The sequence below is a fragment of the Mesorhizobium sp. CAU 1741 genome (genome assembly GCF_039839275.1).
Lineage (GTDB): Bacteria > Pseudomonadota > Alphaproteobacteria > Rhizobiales > Rhizobiaceae > Aerobium.
In genome coordinates this window covers 212571-229437 of record NZ_JBDOQP010000004.1, presented here as the reverse complement: position 1 = coordinate 229437, position 16867 = coordinate 212571, and the positions used below count along the sequence as shown (strand labels likewise).

The 16867-nt window shown below is 62.2% G+C and carries 14 protein-coding genes; 11 read left to right on the top strand and 3 right to left on the bottom strand.

All coding sequences use genetic code 11. The features are described from left to right. Positions 1-24: 24 nt before the first annotated feature. Positions 25-879 carry a hypothetical protein gene (locus AAFN84_RS17545; RefSeq protein ID WP_347515929.1) on the bottom strand — a complete coding sequence of 285 codons (855 nt, stop codon included), beginning with the start codon at positions 877-879 and terminating at the stop codon, positions 25-27. Positions 880-1180: 301 nt separating this feature from the next. Here AAFN84_RS17545 and AAFN84_RS17540 point away from each other — a divergent pair, with 301 nt between their 5' ends. Both AAFN84_RS17540 and AAFN84_RS17535 read left to right on the top strand, forming a co-directional pair. Continuing rightward, positions 1181-2239, top strand: coding sequence for a LysR family transcriptional regulator (locus tag AAFN84_RS17540; protein ID WP_347515928.1), 1059 nt, complete (start codon positions 1181-1183; stop codon positions 2237-2239). A 116-nt stretch (positions 2240-2355) separates the two neighbouring features. Then, on the top strand, positions 2356-3600 hold the full coding sequence (locus AAFN84_RS17535; protein ID WP_347515927.1) for an amidohydrolase family protein: 1245 nt from the start codon (positions 2356-2358) through the stop codon (positions 3598-3600). Between the two features lie 14 nt (positions 3601-3614). Here AAFN84_RS17535 and AAFN84_RS17530 read toward each other — a convergent pair whose 3' ends face one another. Next, positions 3615-4496 carry a hypothetical protein gene (locus tag AAFN84_RS17530; protein ID WP_347515926.1) on the bottom strand — a complete coding sequence of 294 codons (882 nt, stop codon included), beginning with the start codon at positions 4494-4496 and terminating at the stop codon, positions 3615-3617. A 136-nt stretch (positions 4497-4632) separates the two neighbouring features. On the opposite strand from AAFN84_RS17530, the gene AAFN84_RS17525 reads away from it, so the two are divergent. Together AAFN84_RS17525 and AAFN84_RS17520 are read left to right on the top strand one after the other, a co-directional pair. Beyond that, positions 4633-5679 (top strand): SIS domain-containing protein, encoded by a 1047-nt coding sequence (locus AAFN84_RS17525; protein WP_347515925.1) that lies wholly within the window; start codon positions 4633-4635, stop codon positions 5677-5679. Between the two features lie 4 nt (positions 5680-5683). Next, entirely contained in the window at positions 5684-6592 is a 909-nt protein-coding gene (locus tag AAFN84_RS17520) for an ROK family protein (protein ID WP_347515924.1), read from the top strand. A gap of 6 nt (positions 6593-6598) precedes the next feature. On the opposite strand, the gene AAFN84_RS17515 is transcribed toward AAFN84_RS17520, so the two are convergent. Beyond that, complete coding sequence (locus tag AAFN84_RS17515; protein ID WP_347515923.1) at positions 6599-7804, bottom strand: ROK family transcriptional regulator; 1206 nt, start codon at positions 7802-7804, stop codon at positions 6599-6601. Positions 7805-7946: 142 nt separating this feature from the next. On the opposite strand from AAFN84_RS17515, the gene AAFN84_RS17510 reads away from it, so the two are divergent. The 7 genes from AAFN84_RS17510 (at position 7947) to AAFN84_RS17480 (ending at position 16867) form a co-directional block, all read left to right on the top strand. Beyond that, positions 7947-9614 (top strand): gamma-glutamyltransferase, encoded by a 1668-nt coding sequence (locus AAFN84_RS17510; protein ID WP_347515922.1) that lies wholly within the window; start codon positions 7947-7949, stop codon positions 9612-9614. Positions 9615-9663: 49 nt separating this feature from the next. Further along, the gene (locus AAFN84_RS17505; RefSeq protein ID WP_347515921.1) at positions 9664-10980 is read left to right on the top strand and encodes an extracellular solute-binding protein; all 1317 of its coding nucleotides are present in this window, start codon (positions 9664-9666) and stop codon (positions 10978-10980) included. A gap of 45 nt (positions 10981-11025) precedes the next feature. Beyond that, positions 11026-11955 (top strand): sugar ABC transporter permease, encoded by a 930-nt coding sequence (locus tag AAFN84_RS17500; protein ID WP_347515920.1) that lies wholly within the window; start codon positions 11026-11028, stop codon positions 11953-11955. Beyond that, the gene (locus AAFN84_RS17495) at positions 11952-12836 is read left to right on the top strand and encodes a carbohydrate ABC transporter permease (RefSeq protein WP_347515919.1); all 885 of its coding nucleotides are present in this window, start codon (positions 11952-11954) and stop codon (positions 12834-12836) included. The genes AAFN84_RS17500 and AAFN84_RS17495 overlap by 4 nt, the downstream gene beginning before the upstream one ends. 12 nt (positions 12837-12848) lie before the next feature. Then, positions 12849-13916 (top strand): sn-glycerol-3-phosphate ABC transporter ATP-binding protein UgpC, encoded by a 1068-nt coding sequence (gene ugpC, locus AAFN84_RS17490; protein ID WP_347515918.1) that lies wholly within the window; start codon positions 12849-12851, stop codon positions 13914-13916. A gap of 261 nt (positions 13917-14177) precedes the next feature. Beyond that, a complete protein-coding gene (mbhE, locus tag AAFN84_RS17485) occupies positions 14178-16478 on the top strand; it encodes a hydrogen gas-evolving membrane-bound hydrogenase subunit E (RefSeq protein WP_347515917.1) in 2301 nt (766 codons plus the stop codon). Next, positions 16475-16867: an MnhB domain-containing protein gene (locus AAFN84_RS17480; RefSeq protein ID WP_347515916.1), complete on the top strand. Its 393-nt coding sequence runs from the start codon at positions 16475-16477 to the stop codon at positions 16865-16867. Before mbhE ends, AAFN84_RS17480 begins: the two co-directional genes overlap by 4 nt.

The window sequence follows — 16867 nt, the reverse complement described above, 5'->3', positions numbered from 1 at the left end:
GCGAGTGCGTATTCACCGCGCCTTTCAGGCTGCCACCCCGTCGAGGAGCGGTAGCGTGATCGCGAAGATCTCGGTGTTCTCGGTCGCGCGCAGGTCTGCCGTTTCACCTGCCTCGATGCGCATCGCGGTCTCCGCGCGCCAGTCCTGCTCTCCTGCGCGCCCCGAGCCCTTCAGCACGAACACGAGCATGAACGCGTTCGGCGAACCCAACGTCAGTTGCTCGCCTGCCCCGATCTGGATCAACTCCAGTGTGGTCCCGCGTTCCGTGTAGCTGCCGAGATGCTTCCTTGAGACGCCCTTTGCATCGCGATCCGCGACCCATGCAAACGCGCCGGGACGCATGATGATGGGCTCCTCGTAGCGGGCGGCGGGGTAATCGATCGGGCGCGCGAATACATGTTCCCAGATCGCCTCGTATGAGTCCCGCGAGTTTTCCGGCGGCTCACCATTGCGTGTGAAGCGACCCTTGGCGAAGGTACCGACCTTCTCCAGTTCTTCCTGCCCCTTGCGCAATTGGGCCGCGCTCATGTAGCCGAGCCCGCTTGCGCCGCCGCCTTGCAGGATCAGCCCGGTCCTCTGGCGGTTGATGTCCTCTTGCGGGCCATAATAGGTACCTTCGGGGAAGTAACCAATGTCTCCGGCATGAAGGTCCTTGCCAGGCGCGACACTCGCGATGCCTGACAGGCACATGCGTATCTGGTCGAAATTATGCCTGTGATGCGGGCTGCGGTAGTCGCCGTCCGTGCGCGACAGCACCCAGCGGAAATTGTTGGGGTTGCCTTCGCGTCCAATGAACAGCGTCTTGAAGTTGAGAACCCCGGCTCTGTGCCGTTCCTCCTGCCCGGACCACGCCATGGCCGCCGAGTCGATAAGTTCCATCTGATCCTCCCGTGTTCGATCCCGGCCGGTGATGTACAATGACATCCAGCCTTCCGGCACGCTCCTCCCAATCCGAAACGTTATGCGCGCGCAGCGCGGAAAGTAAGCCGCTATCCGGCTCTATTATTGATAGGTAGTAAGCTATATTCTGTGTGTCGCTCCCGCTCCCGCTGCACGACCGCGTGTTGCTGCGCATTACGTCTGGCGCGCTCGCCTAGCCCGAACACGTCGCGACATGACTCTCAACGAAGTTTGCGCACAATCATGGCGTGTATCTGGCTGGAATGGCGGACGAGGGGCCTTGCGCAGACGTCCAACCACGTTTCTCCTAAACCGCGCGCGCAGTGAGCTCGATGAGCCAGCCAACGGCTCGCCAGACGCTATCCCCGTCGCGCAGGGCATTGGAATAATAGCCAATCAACGATATATCCACTCCATGCTGAATGTGACGTTCCGCCGCTTTCATGTATTCCTGTCGGTCGTGGAGACTGGGACTTTCGCGGCGGCGGCGAACAAGCTCGAAATCGCCCAGCCGTCGGTAAGCGCGCATATCGCCGCGCTCGAGCGTCAGGTTGGTGGTCGGATATTCGAACGGCGTCGCGGACGACGCCCTGTGCTGACAGAACTGGGCGAAAGTGTTCTTGTGCATGCCCGGGAACTGATGGCCGAGGCTACCGAGATGAACGCCAACGTCATCAGCATCCGTTCCCGGGAAGGTCACCGCGTCGTGTTCGCGTGTCAGAGGACGCTCGCGAATTTCGTTCTGAAAACTCACATAACCCGCTTTACGCTCGACCATCCGGAATTCCATCTCGTTCTTCGTATCGGCACCCAGGAAGAGGTACTCAACGACCTGCGAAACGGTATCGCCGATATCGGCTGCTTTCTCAGCAACGATGCGCCACGGGGTCTTGGCTCGGAAGCAGTCGGCAAGGAGCGGCTCCTGCTCGTCGCTTCGCCTGACCATCCGTTGACCAAACGCCGCAACGTGAAGGCGGCGGATATCGAGAAATACGGCTTCGTCGGAGCCGCGTCCGCGTCGCTGTTCGGCCGGTCCGTGGCCAAGCTCATGGCGAGTGCAGGCATTCGTAAAGTGACCTTCGTTGCACAGGTCACTGAGCACCAGTTCCTGAGGGAACTGGTCGTTGCTGGAGTAGGCATTTCCTGCTCGACCGAAAACAGTGTCCTTAAGGACATTCAGGACGGCACGCTCAAGCAGATCCAGTTCGATGGCCCCGAACTCGCGCTGGACATCCGGCAAGCGTCGCCAATTCACAGCCGGGAGAACCCGGCGATCTCCGCCTTGCTGGAGTTTCTGCGCCGGGACAGGACAGAAGTCGTTCCCGCCAGTTCCAAATGAGTGCATGGGCCGCTTCAATCACGTTCTTTGGTTGGGCTCGAAGAGGCAGAACTCGATTGACAGGACCTTCGCAGCCTAATTAAATCAAGGTAATGGATTTAAATGGGTTGGTGCCGATGTCTCGCCGCATGCTTCTTAAGGGTGGAACCGTCTACACGGGGCGTGGTGACGACGTCATCTACAGCGGCTTTGTCGAGATTTTCGACGGCGTGATCGGTCGGGTGGGCGCGGTTCGGGATTTGACGTCCACATTTGACGGTGATGTCGTCGACACGACGGGCAAGACGGTGATGCCGGGCATCATCGACACGCACATGCATGTCTTTCACGAGCCGCAGATGCTTCGTCTCTCGGAGGGCGCGGCAGCCTTGTGGGGCGCGAACTACGTTCAATCGGCGCTGCGGGCCGGCGTTACCACGATGCGCGACCTCGGAGCCCAGAGTGGGGCGGTTTTCGGACTCAGAAAGGCGTTGAGCGAAGGCTATGTCGTCGGTCCGCGCTATCTCGTGGCGGGCAAGGCGATCTGTATGACAGGTGGCCATGGCTGGGCCAATCTCTCGGCGGAAGCCGATGGTGAGGACGCCATCAGGCTGCTCGCCCGCCAGCAGATCAAGCTCGGCGCTGACGTCATCAAGGTGATGGCGAGCGGCGGGGCAGGGACACCGGGCGAGTTGCCGACCCAGGCTCAGCTCAGCATGAACGAGATACGCGCCGCGGTCGAGGTGGCGCATGACGCCGGCAAGCCGGTTGCCGCGCATGCGCTGGCCAACGAAGGCATCATGCGGGCCGTCGAGGCCGGCGTCGACACGATCGAGCACGGCGTCTTCCTTGATGACCGGGCGATCGAACTGATGCTGAAGCGTGATGTCGCGTTGTGCCCGACGATTTCCGTCTATCCAAGGATCATCAACCGTGGGCCAGCCGGCGGCGAGTCGGCCTTCGTGATCGAGAAGTCGAAACCGCTGGTCGCGCCGCATATCGAAAGCTTGCGCGCAGCCGTTGCCGCGGGCGTCCGCATCGTCTTCGGCACGGATGCGACGACCCTCTATAATCCTGTTGGCGATTTTTCCGACGAAATGGACCTGATGGTCAAGGCCGGCATGTCGCCCGTCGAAGTGATGCGGTCAGCCACAGGCACAGCAGCCGAAATATGCGGGGTCTCACACCTCGTTGGAGTTCTCGAAACTGGCAAGCTTGCCGACGTCCTCGTCGTGGACGGCGATGCGACCCGAAACATCGCTGCCTTGAGTGACACGTTTCTGGTGTTGAAGGACGGCAGGTCAGTCTACGGGAAGGGTGACGGATATCGCAACGCCGCGCTGACCGCAGAGCCTGTGCTGAAGGCAGACCTTTCACGGTAACGTCGGCATGTAGATTATGGAAACTCAGGTGTGATCGTCACCGAAAGCGCCAAATTTTCACCGGGCAAAACATGCGCCATTCCCGGTTTTTCCATGAGCTCGCCTGAGAAGCCCACCGGGTCCGCATGGCCGAGCAAAGGTTCTATGCAGAGAAAGTCGCCGCTCGGACGTGACCACAGCATCACCCGATCCATCTCGGGAAACGCGAGCCGGATCCCGGCCCGACCATCGTCGGTGTGATAGCGCAGGCTTCGCTTTTGAAGTTCGAGGAGGGCGATCCCGCTTTTCTCGAACAGCGATGGAGCCAGATTTAGCGCCTGGCGGACCAGCACCAATTCCTGGCGGTCCGGGCCGACCAGGCGGTCGACGGGACGCGTGCAGGCGATCGGTCCTGATTCATCGAAGCTGAGCAGATGTCGTTCTTTCGGCACGTCGGGTAGCAGCGGCCAGCGAAAGCCCGGATGAAGCCCGAAGCTTGCGGGCATGACTGTTTTGCCAAGATTGTGGATCTTTACATGGATCGACAGCCCTTCGTTCGACAAACGGTATTCGAGCCGCAGGAGGAAATCGTAGGGGTAATGAATCCACGTGGCATGGCTGGAGCGGAGTTCAAGGATGCAGAAATCCTCGCCGCAGCTCGCAAGTGAAAAGACGCTGGTCGGGGCGAACCCGTGCGCGGGCATCGGGTAAGCACGGCCATCGACGCGAACGACGTCATCAATGACCCTGCCAACAACCGGGAACAGAACCTGGGACGTACCGTCCCAGAGCGCCGTTTCGGGAGCCCAGAGCAGTTCCTGCCCTGCCACCGTCAAGGTTCTCAGTTCGGCACCCTGGGCAGCGACGCTGGCAGTGAGCCTGCCACTTCGCAGGTGTATTGCTGTTTCACCGCTCATGTCGGAGGCCGCTGGTTTTCGCTGGGTAGCGTATCTTGAAGCTTGTCTTAGAGGGGAATCTCTATTAAATCCAGATGGTAGATTAAATGTTTGGACGCCGCTATCGCTCACTGCAGCCGTTGCGGCTGGAGTGGCGATGTCGATCGAAACCTATATGGCGGAGCAGGGCAAGGTCCTCGCGGAAACGTTCAGACGGCAGGACGTGGCGGCGTTCCTCAAGCATCTCGCACTGTCTGCCGGCCACGATGGTGAGGCGTATGATCGCATCCTCCTTGTCGGCTCGGGGTCTTCCCTGAATGCGCTCAGCATCGTTCGGCCTTGGCTCCAGGCCGCCGTTGGCCAACCTGTCGAAGTCATCAATCCGGCCGTATTCCTGCAGGTCGTCGATGACGTCTTCGGCACGCCGCTGGTCGTCATCCTGTCGCAGAGCGGCACCAGCAGCACGTCGATCGAAGGCGCCAGACGGGCAAGCCGCAAGGGATGGTGTTCGGTCGTCATAACCGCCGATCCGGACAGCCCGATCGCGACCGTCGGGTTGCCGATGATCCTGCTTCCGATTGGTGAAGAGCCGATCGGGCCCAAGACAAAGGGGTTCACAGCCAGCATCGCCGCCTGTTTCATGTTGGCTGCGGGCCTGGCCGGCAAGCAGATCGGTCGGCTATCTGTCGCCGAAATCGAGGCCGTGCTGGAAGCATCGAAGAACGCCGCATCATCGCTGTTGGGTTCGAATGCGCTGCCGTCCTACATCGTGGTTACCGGCAGTGGCCGGCACTATGGCGTGGCGCTGGAAGCGTCGCTGAAGATCGCCGAGATCGCCGGCGTAGCGACGGCTGCCTTCGAGCCTGAAGAATTGTTGCACGGTCGGCTACACGGAACCGACCGCAACAGCCTCGTGATCATGATCGCCTCTGACGAGGAGGGGCGCGATCTTGCCGCGCATACCGCCGCAGTGATGTCTGATCGCGACGTGAAGGTCGTGCTTCTCAACCTGACCGCAACACCCACGCCGTTCGACTGGCTGCAGATCGACGCACGCGCTGCAAACCCTCTCGACACGATCCTAGCCAGCATCCCTTTCCAGTATTTGGCGGTGCAATGCGCCAGGGAGCGCCACATGGTTCCGGAGGCCATGACCTATCCGGGGCTGTCGAAGGCGCTGGCGATCAAGACGTTGTCGAGGTAAGCGAATGCTGGTTGGCATCGATATCGGTGGTACGGCGATCAAGGCGGGTATCACCACACTTGACGGCGTCGTCGCCGTCCGCCGACAAATCCCCTTTGATCGCGGGCTGTCGTTTGACGGGTTGATTGCTTCGCTTTCGGCGACCGTTGATGCTCTTTGCAACGAAGCCGGCGCGAATGCGCAGGCGATTGGCGTGTGCCTGCCGGGATTCGTCGACCGGCAATCGGGAATGCTGGTGGATGGCGGGTCCAACGTCTCCGCACTGCGCGAAAAATCCCTGGCGGCGCATCTTCAGGCGGCGACGGGATTGCCTGTCCGTATCGAGAATGACGGAATGGCAGCCACAGTGGGCGAGGCTCGCTTCGGTTCGGGAAGAGGACTTCGCCGCTTCGCGCTCCTGACGATCGGTACTGGCGTTGGCGGCGCCGTCTTCATCGACGGATCGGTGATTGCCGGTTCGCGCGGCGAGCCGCCGGAAATCGGTGCCATCGTTGTGAGCCGCGAAGGTGAACGACCCGCACCATTCGAGACGCTCGCCTGTGCTGGCGCGTTTCTTGATCGATATCGCCGCCATTCGGGGCGTTCGGTAGACAGCCTTCCAGACCTCTTTGCCGTTCTGAATGAAGATGATGCCGCGGCGCGTGCCGTCGACGAGATCGGCGAAATCATCGCCGGTGTGTTTGCACCGCTGATCAATGCCCTGAACCTGGAAGCCTGTATCCTGGGAGGCGGGGTAGCGGCGGCGGGTGAAGCGTTGCTGGAACCGATCCGGGCGCATTTGCCGCCCCTCACCTGGCCGCTGCTCGGGCGCAACTGTCAAATCCTGCAGGCAGCCTGCGGAAACGAGGCCGGCCTTCTTGGAGCCGCCTGGCTCGCGGGCACCAACGCCGATTTTCAGCGCGCCGCCCAGTAAGGCTGATCACCCGACCTCGACAGCTTCCTTTCGCAGCACCGAAAAGTCCGGCGTCATCGAGTCGAATATTGCTAGCGACGCAGCGCCGAGAACCCGGCTGTCGAGCCCGCTTTCAGCTTTCAGGAGACGGCTGGACGCGCCGTCATGCCTGTGGCTGACGCTGATGAGCGACGGTTCGATGCGTTCGATCAGCGCGTCGAGCACAGTTTCGGGGACCGGTCCGCCGAGAATGACGGCCTGTGGATCGAACAGATTCTCGACCGACACGATGGCGTTGCGCAGGTGCTCCGCTGCATCGTCCAGCCATTGCAGCAGATGCGGATCATTGTTCTCGAAGCCTTTGAAGAGCTGGTCGAGATCGATCGCCCCGAACGACTCCGGTACCGCTCGGAACGCGGCATCGGCGGCCGAAAGGGAAACGTAGCGCTCCAGGCAGCCGTGATTGCCACAAGGGCAGGGACGTCCGCCGGGCACGCTGATCATATGGCCAATTTCGCCCGACATGCCGAACGCACCACGGTAGGGGCGGCCGGATATGATGATGCCGCCGCCGACCCCGACGCCAAGATAGATGTAGATGAAATCCGAATACTGTCGGCCCGCGCCGAACAACAGCTCTCCGATCGCGGCAGCAGTCGCATCGTTGTCGAGGAAAACCGGCAGGTTCAGGCGTTCGCGAAGCTTTTCCTCTACGGGATAATCCTTCCAGTCAGGGACGGAGCTCGGACCGAGCGCGGTGGGATGGCCCTGCGACACGAGCACCGGCATGACGATACCGGCACCCCATATCAGATCGCGCGAAACCTGCGTGCGGCCGGTCAACTCGTTCACCGCCGCCTCGACCAGCGGCAGGATGACGCCAGGCGTGGCCTGCGACACGGGGAGTTGGACCTCCGCGCGAATCTCGCCGCCGAGATCGAGCAGCACGACGACCAGCCGCTGGTGATCGAACGAGATGCCGACGGAGAAAGCTGCCGAGGGATTGATCACCAGATCGATCGGCGGCTGTCCGCGCCCGCCGGTGCGGCGTGGCTTCTCGATGAGCAACCCGGCCGGCTTGAACTGATCGATGATGTTGGTGACGGTCTGTGCCGAGAGACCCGTCAGCCTCGCGACGTCGGCTCGGGACAGGGGGCCGTTCACCCTTATCGTTTCAAGCACGACCCGACGATTGAAACGCTGGGCGCGGTCGAGGTTTGTCCCAAACAGCATGAATGCTCCTCAGCGGATCCGCCAGAATCTTGTTGCAATTCCGCGTTGACGCTGATTAAATCCAATTGATGGATTAAAATCAACCAGGCGATCTTCATCGCGGTTGTCGCATCATCCCGTTTCTGAGCGCAAGGGAATTTGGATGAGTTTTGCCAATGCCCGAACCTCCCGACCGCTGCTCCTCGGCAGCCGCCACATGGTGTCGTCCGGGCACCCGCTGGCCTCGCACGCCGCGCTGATGGTGCTGGAAGCGGGTGGAAACGCCGTGGATGCCGGCGTTGCTGCGGGATTCGCGCTCAATGTTGTCCAGCCGGACATGGCAAATCTGGGGGGCGTCGCGCCCGTCATGATCCACCGCGCCGACCTCGGCTGCATCACCAGCATCGCTGGCATCGGCCAATGGCCGGCTCTCGCGACGCTGGAGGCAGTCAAAGCGTCCGGCAATGGCCGTATACCTGCCGGTCCGGGCCGCTGGGTTGTTCCTGGAGCGCCCGATGCGTGGCTCAAATCATTGGAATTATACGGCACGATATCCGTGGCGGATGCGCTGGCGCCGGCGATCGACCTGGCCCGTGGCGGGTTTCCGGTCGACTATTTCCTCGCCAACAATCTAAGACAGGCCGCGCCGCGTTGGGAGGGCTGGTCAAACGCTGACATCTACCTCCCCTCCGGGACCGCGCCTGAAGAAGGCCACCTGCTGCGTCAGCCCGCGCTGGCTGAGACGTTAGAACGCCTGGTTGCCGCTGCCACGGCGGCGGGCGGTAGCCGCCAGAGGGCGGTCCGCGCAGCGCGGGAATGCTTCTATCGCGGCGAGATCGCCGAGATCGCGGGACGCTTTTCGAAAGAGGCGGGCGGCTTCCTGCGTGCCTCCGACATGGCTGCCTTCGAAGCGGCGGAAGAGCCGGTGCTATCGGTGAGCTACGCAGGGCGCCGCTTCTATGGGTGTGGGCCATGGTCTCAGGGCCCGGCGCTGCTGCAGATGTTGAAGATGGCGCAACGATATGACCTCGCCGCGCTGCAGGAGGCCGAGTTTCATCACGTGCTCATCGGCATTGCCGAACGCGCACTCAGCGACCGCAACCGTCATTATGGCGACCCGCGTTTCATAGATGTCGATATGGACCGGCTTCTGTCGGACGCACATGCGGCCGAGCGCACCGCCGGGCTCGCGGCCGACCGCCCGTCGCCGGATGGAGAGACGAGCCCAAGAGACGGCATGCGAAGCCCGGACACCACTTATGTCTGCGTTGTGGATGCACAGGGAAATGCATTCTCGGCGACCCCCAGCGACAGCACGATCATGGTCACGCCGATGGTCCCGGGGCTCGGGTTCGGCCTATCCGATCGCGGCCTGCAGGCATCGCTCGATGCCGCGGATCCCAACTGTGTGGCGCCGGGCAAGCGACCGCGTCTTACCCCCAATCCCGGATTGATGATCGGGCCCGACGGATTGATGGCGTACGGCACGCCCGGCGGCGAGGTTCAGAGCCAGGCGATGCTACAGTTCCTGATGGCGCATCTCCATCGCGGCATCGATCTTCAGGCTGCTGTCGAAGAGCCGCGCTGGGCCAGCTACGCCGTGCCCGCGACCGAGGATCCGCATCCCGCGCAACCCGGTGTCGTGCATGTCGAGCAGCCGCTCAGCGATCGCATTGCTCCGAGGCTGCGCGAGCTGGGGCATGACGCAAAGCCTTGGCCGCAGCGCGCCGCTCTTGCTGGAGGAATCTGCGCCATTGGAAGGGACATGGCAAGCGGCGTGCTTTCTGGCGCCGCCGACCCGCGACGCCTGAGCTACGCCATGGGCAGATAGCGCATTCGATAGACGACCAAAGAAGCAAATAAAACCAGAGGAGATGACAATGAGAATTTCACGTCGTTCACTGATCAAGACCCTTGGAGCGTCGACCGCGGCAATGTCGCTCAGCGCGCCCAGCATTCGCCGCGCGTTCGCCCAATCGGCGCGGTTGGTCTACTGGGGCCACAACTACACGACGCGCGTGCAGATCGTCGACGAGACCATGGTCCCGGGATTTGCAGCGGAGACCGGCATCGAGGTCCAGCACGAGAATTTCGAGACCAACCAGAATGAGCTGAAAATCCTGACCGCGTGGTCCGGCGGCGGCGGGGGACCCGACCTCGTATCCGTCGGCGCCAATAATTTTGCCAACTATGTGTATCGAAACCTCGTCGCACCGGTCGATTTCGAGGCGTTCGGCTTCTCCTCGCAGGAGGAGCTGATCGACGCGTTCGAACCGGGTTCGCTCGACGGCTTCATCGTCGACGGCACGCTCTATGCCATGCCGATGGATCTCGCCTCGATCTCGATGTTCTATCGCAAGGACCTCTTCGCGGAGGCCGGCCTCGATCCGGAGCGCCCACCCCAGACGTGGGAAGAGGTCACCGAGATGGGCAAGGAACTCATTCAGCGCGACTCCAACGGCACTGTCACGCGCGCCGGCTGGGGCTGGATGGCGCGCAGCATGTCGTCGCATTTCTACTATTGGGGAGCGATGCTGCCGCAGAAGGGCGTCGATTTTCTCAACGCGGAAGGAACCGCCAACGGCTTCAACAATGACGGCGGCATGGAGGCGTTCCAGTACCTGCACAGCACATTCCATGGCGAGGATCAGGTGTCTGCTCTCGGCCTTGCGCCAACGATCTCTCCGGTCGACGATTTCGGCGCAGGCCGGGTCGCGATGCTCAATGCCGGTCTCTGGCTGGCACCCGGCGTGGAAAACAAATATCCCGACGTGACCTTCAAGGACGGCGTCTACGGCGTCGCGCGCCTGCCGCAGTTCAAGGATGGAACCCCCGCGACCCGGCTCAATCCATGGGTGTACATGGTCAGTTCGGGCTCCCAGATGCAGAAGCAGGCGTGGCAGTTCGTCGCCTATATGACGCAACGCCAGGAAAGCCGCGACATCTGGTTCCGCGAGGCGAACTTCGTCCTCCCCTGGAAAGGCTTTCGCGACGACGAAGTGGTCAAGGCGCTCCCTTACGCGGAACCGTTCTTCGAAGACCTCGCAATCGGCAAGCCGCTGCCCAACACCCATCGTTTCGCCGAGTTGGCGAGTGCGGTCGCCCAAGCCTACGATCGCATCTCTGCGAATGGCGAGACGCCGGACGTGGTCGTGCCGGACCTCGCCTATGAAGTGGACAACATCGTCGCGGAATAATCCACGCACCGTGTCTGCTATACTGTACGGGGAGCTATCGACCCAATGACTGAGCCGGTTACCGGCGCTGCCGTCGCGCAGCGCCTCTCCCTGCCGAGAAAGCGGCGGCGGAGCAGCAACTACCATTATCCGGGCACGGCCTGGATGATGGTTGCTCCCGCCGTCCTCTTCTTTTGCGTGTTCGTCTTCTATCCGGTGGCCAACGCGATCTACGTGTCGTTCACGTCCTGGGACCTCGTGAGCCCGCCGCGCTTCATCGGCTTGCGAAACTACGTTCGCCTGTTCTCCGACAGGGCCTTCCTGAATTCGGCGATGGTGACCGTCTACTACACGCTGGTGCTCATCGCGATTGAATTGCCCATCGCGCTCGGGCTCGCACTGCTTCTCGACCGCAAGATCAAGGCCCGGGGCCTCTACCAGGCGATCATCTTCGCGCCGGCGGTGTTGACCATGGTGGCGGTGGCGATGATCTGGCGGGTGGTCTACGCGCCGGTGGGCGGCTTGTACCTGATGTTCACGGAGCCGTTCGGCATTGCCGGCCTGCAATGGCTCAACGACCGCAATCTTGCCATGCCGGCAGTCCTCATCGTCAGCGTGTGGAAGAATGTCGGCTACTACATGGTCATCTTCCTGGCCGGCCTTCAGGCAATCCCCTCATCCTACTACGAAGCGGCACGCATCGACGGCGCGGGAAGTTGGCGTCTTTTCCGCCACATCACACTTCCTCTGCTCAAACCGTTCATTCTGTTTGTCATGGTCATTTCCATCATTCGCGCAGCCCAGGCGTTCAGCCTGTTCTACGCGCTGACCAATGGTGGTCCCGCCAATGCAACCAAGGTACTGCCCTATCTGATCTACGAGGTTGCCTTCGGGTTCAATCGAATGGGCTATGCTTCGGCCATGGCCGTGGTGATGTTCGGCGTTCTCCTCATCCTGACAGCGATACAGTTCCGTCTGCTGAGGCCCCAGTCATGAGCGCCGAGAGCATGGATCGTTCGCGCCCGAACCGTCGACCGGCGCGCAGGCGGCTGCGCGTCGACCCGCAGGGCCTCGCCATCCACGCGATTCTCATCGCGGTCTCCGCCGTCATTGTGTCGCCGCTGCTGTGGATGGTGGTGACGTCGATGAAGGAGCATCAGGACGTCTTCACGCAGTCGCTCTGGTATATTCCGCCGGAACCGAAGCTGCTCGAGAATATCCAGCATGTCTTCGACCGGATCGATTTCTTCCGGTATTTTTTTAACAGTCTCTTCGTATCGACGGCGATCACGCTGCTCGACCTGCTGTTTGCATCGATGTGCGGGTTCGCGCTTGCCAAATATCGCTTTCCCGGCCGGCAGATCGTCTTCGGCTCGATCATTGCGACGATGATGATCCCGTTCATCGTCATCCTGGTCCCGCAATACATCCTGGTGCGCGACCTGGGCTGGCTGGATTCCTATGCCGGGCTGATCATTCCGGCGGCAATCAGCAGCTTCGGCATTTTCATGATGCGGCAGGCCTTCCTGAGCACGCCGGACGAGCTGCTGGACGCTGCCCGCATCGACGGTGCGGGTGAATGGCGAATCCTGTTCCAGATCGTGCTTCCAATGCATGTGCCGCCGCTTGTATCGCTGGCGATCCTGCGCTTTCTCGGGGAATGGGACAACCTGCTGTGGCCGCTGGTCGTCACCAACGGCGAAAGCATGCGTACCATGTCGCTCGGGCTGGCGCTGCTGCAGGACGATCGCTACGGCACCGATATTCCCATGCTCATGACCGCGGCGACGATGGCGCTCTTTCCGATCGTGCTCGTCTACGTCTTCCTGCAACGCTACTTCATCAAGAGCGTCGCGGGTTCCGGTCTGAAACAGTAGAGGTCTTGTGAAATGGCTCGCGTCGAGATTGTGCGACTGGAGAAAAGCTTTGACGAAACCGAGGTCGTCCGCGGCATAGACATCGACATCCCCGACGGCGAGTTCGTGGTGCTCGTCGGTCCTTCCGGCTGCGGCAAGTCGACCTTGCTCCGGATGATCGCCGGGCTCGAAAGCATCACCGATGGCGAGATCCGCATCGGCGACAAGGTGGTCAACGACGTCGCCGCCAAGAACCGCGACATTGCCATGGTCTTCCAGAACTATGCTCTCTATCCGCACATGACGGTCGCGGAAAACATGAGTTTCGCGCTGAAACTGAGGGGAGAGCCGAAGGCGACTATCGAAAAGGCAGTGAAGCGCGCGTCCTCCATTCTTGGCCTCGACGAACTGCTGCAGCGCTACCCCAAGCAGCTTTCCGGTGGGCAACGCCAGCGGGTGGCGATGGGGCGGGCGATCGTTCGAGACCCGAAGGTCTTTCTCTTCGACGAGCCGCTTTCCAACCTCGACGCCAAGCTGCGTGTTCAGATGCGCTCCGAGATCAAGGAACTGCACCAGCGGCTGAAGACCACCACCATCTACGTCACCCACGACCAGATCGAAGCCATGACGATGGCAGACCGGATCGTGGTGATGCAGGCAGGGTTGGTGGAGCAGGTGGGCACACCGCTTGAACTTTATGATGCGCCGGCGAACGTCTTCGTGGCGACGTTCATCGGTTCACCGTCGATGAACCTCTACAACGGCACGATCGAGAACGGTGAGGCGGGGCTTGTCCTGCGCATGGATCAAGGCGCCGTTCTGCCGGTGCCGCAGGATTGCCCAGCCGTCGCGGGTCACAAGGTCGTCTTCGGCATTCGCCCGGAAGACATCCTGATCGCTGATGGTCCCGGCGTTGTGGCCCGCATCAGCACGGTGGAGCCCACCGGCGCGGAAACCCTGCTGCTGTGCAAAGTCGGGGACATCACGACCGTGGTGATTTCCCGGACGCGGCCCACGGTGGGTCCAGGCGACGAGATCGCACTCAGCTTTCCAGCGGAGCGCCTGCATCTCTTCGACCAGGCAACGGGGCGCCGATTGTAACTGACCATTCGGTGCGCTGAGTGGGCGTGTAAGGACATCCACGCGCCGAGGTGAGAAAGATCGTCTTCTGTAGTTCGGCGTTGCCCACCGGCGGCATGCTCGTTCATTTCCGTGAACATCGGGCGTTGCCAAGGTTCACACTACTGAACCGCCGAGCGACGCCTTGTGGTGCAAAAACCGCTGATTCCCGGCGTTTTCGCGGTTTTCTTCCAACTGGCATGAATCTTCCTTTGGGTTTCTCGACAGGAGAGAGCCCGGAAGATGACCGTTCTAGCACTTGTTGCGTTTGCATTTGTTTCCGCCCCGCTGGTTGGTCTGGCGGGCAGGCGCTCCCTGCCGCTCGTGGCGGCGGCGCCATTGGTGCTGTTCATCGGCTTCTGCACTTTCCTGCCCATCGTTTCCGCCGGTGATATCGTGCTGGAAGCCTATCCGTGGATCCCCAGCCTCGGTATCGACGCCGCATTTCGGATCGACGGGCTGTCGCTGACGTTCGCGCTGCTGATCAGCGGCATCGGCACGGCCGTCTTCCTCTATGCCTCTGCCTATTTGAAGGGCGCTCCCAGGCTCACCCGCTTCTATGTGGTGTTGACGCTTTTCATGGCGTCGATGCTAGGCACCGTTCTCGCCGACAATCTCATGCTGCTCGTGGTGTTCTGGGAACTCACCAGCCTCACGTCGTTCCTGCTGATCGGCTATTCGCCGGAAAAGGCCGAGTCCCGCCGCTCGGCGCAGCAGGGTCTGCTCATCACCGTGGGTGGCGGCCTTGCGATGCTTGCCGGCGTCATCGTGCTCGGTTCGGTCGCCGGCACCTTCTCGATCACGCGCATTCTCGAGCAGGCGGACATGATCGCCGCTCACCCGGCCGCGCCGTCCATCATCGTGCTCTTCGCCGCCGGGGCCTTCACCAAGTCGGCGCAAGCGCCCCTGCACGCCTGGCTCGCCAACGCCATGGTCGCGCCAACGCCCGTTTCGGCCTATCTGCATTCAGCCACCATGGTGAAGCTGGGCGTCTACCTGCTCGCCCGGTTCGATCCGGTATTCTCCGACCACGCGCTGTGGATCACGCTTCTCACGGGCTTCGGCGCGCTGACGATGCTGACGGGCGCGGTGCTGGCAATGCGCGAGACCGACCTCAAGCGCGTCCTCGCCTATTCCACCATCGTGTCCCTTGGCACGCTGGTTATGCTGATCGGCATCGAGGGAGAACTCGCAGCCGTGGCCGTTGTGACGTTCCTCGTCGTCCACGCGCTTTACAAGGCGTGCCTGTTCATGGTGGCGGGCATTATCGATCACGCGACCGGCAGCCGCGACTCGTCCGCGCTCGGCGGCTTGCGCCACGCGATGCCGCTCACGGCCGCCGTCGCGCTGCTCGGCGCCCTCTCGATGGCCGGACTGCCGCCATTCATCGGCTTCGCCGCCAAGGAGCTGGTGTACGAAACCGGACTGGAAGATGCGACGTCGTGGGTCCTGGTCGGTGTTGCCCTGCTGGCCAATGTCTCCATGGTGGTGGTTGCATTCATCGTCGCGATCCGCTGCTTTTACGGCGACCTTTCCTCCACGCCCAGGACGCCGCACGACCCGGGGTTCTCGATGCTTGCCGGCCCGGCTGTGCTCTCGGTTCTCGGTCTCGTGTTCGGGGCCATGCCATGGCTCGTCGGGGACGGCTTGATCGTACCGGCCGCAAGCGCCATCGTCGGTGCACCTCTCGACTATTACCTGACGCTGTGGCACGGCTTCACGCCGATGCTCGCGCTCAGCGTCGTCACGCTGGTGCTTGGGGTCATCGCCTATCGACGCTGGGACGGACTGCGCACGCGCCTTGCCACCATCACCGAGATCGACCGGTGGGGGCCGGACCTCTTCTACGACCGGCTGATCGACGGTCTCCAGCGGATTGCCGTGTGGCAGACGCAACTGATTCAGACCGGCAGCATGCGCGTCTATGTCGGGCGAACGCTCCTGTCCATCGCCATCGCCGGCGGCGCAACGCTTCTACTGCGTGACGGCTTCCAAATGCCCTCCTTCGCGGGCGGCCTGGTCCCCGAGATCGCCATCGCCGCGCTGCTCGTGGTGGCCGCGCTTGCTGTCGCGAGGGCGCGCAACTTCGTCGCCGGCATCGTCGCCGCCGGCATGGCCGGCTTCGCCATTGCGCTGCTGTTTCTGTTCCAGGGCGCGCCGGACCTCGCCTTCACGCAGTTCTCGGTCGAAGCGCTCGCCATCGTCATCATGCTGGCGATCGTCGGCAGGATGCCGTTCCGCGAGCAGGAATACCGCAGTCGCGAGCAACGCATGCGCGACATCGCGATCGCGGCGGGTATCGGCCTTGTCGCGTGCCTGTTCATGCTGAGCGTGCTGGCCCAGCCCTTTGATGACCGTCTGTCGGACTTCTTCCGCGAGGCCAGCGTGCCGGAGGCGCATGGCCGCAATCTGGTGAACGTCATCCTCGTGGATTTCCGCGCGATCGACACGCTGGGCGAGATCATCGTGCTTGGCCTGGCCGCCATCGCGGCGGCGGCCGTCCTGGCCGGCGTCCGCCGGCGCAAGCAGGAGAACCGGTCATGAATTCGATGATCCTCCGCGCCACAAGCCGTCTCATCCTGCCGGCGGCGCTCATCTTCTCGATCTACGTCCTCCTGCGGGGTCACAACGAGCCTGGCGGCGGCTTCATCGGCGGCCTCATCGCGGCGGCGGGCATCGCGGTCCACACGATCCCGCGCGGCAGGCTGTCGCTGATCCGTCTGCTTCGCGCATCGCCGAAAACCTATATCGGCGCCGGGATCGTCGTGGCGCTCCTGTCGGGACTTCCGGCGCTACTGATGCAGCAGCCCTACCTCACCCATCAATGGCCCTTCGAGGTCGCGCTGGGCACGACGCTCATCTTCGACATCGGGGTCTTCCTCGTGGTGATCGGGGCCGTGCTCAGCTTCCTGTTCTACTACCTGGAGGAGTGA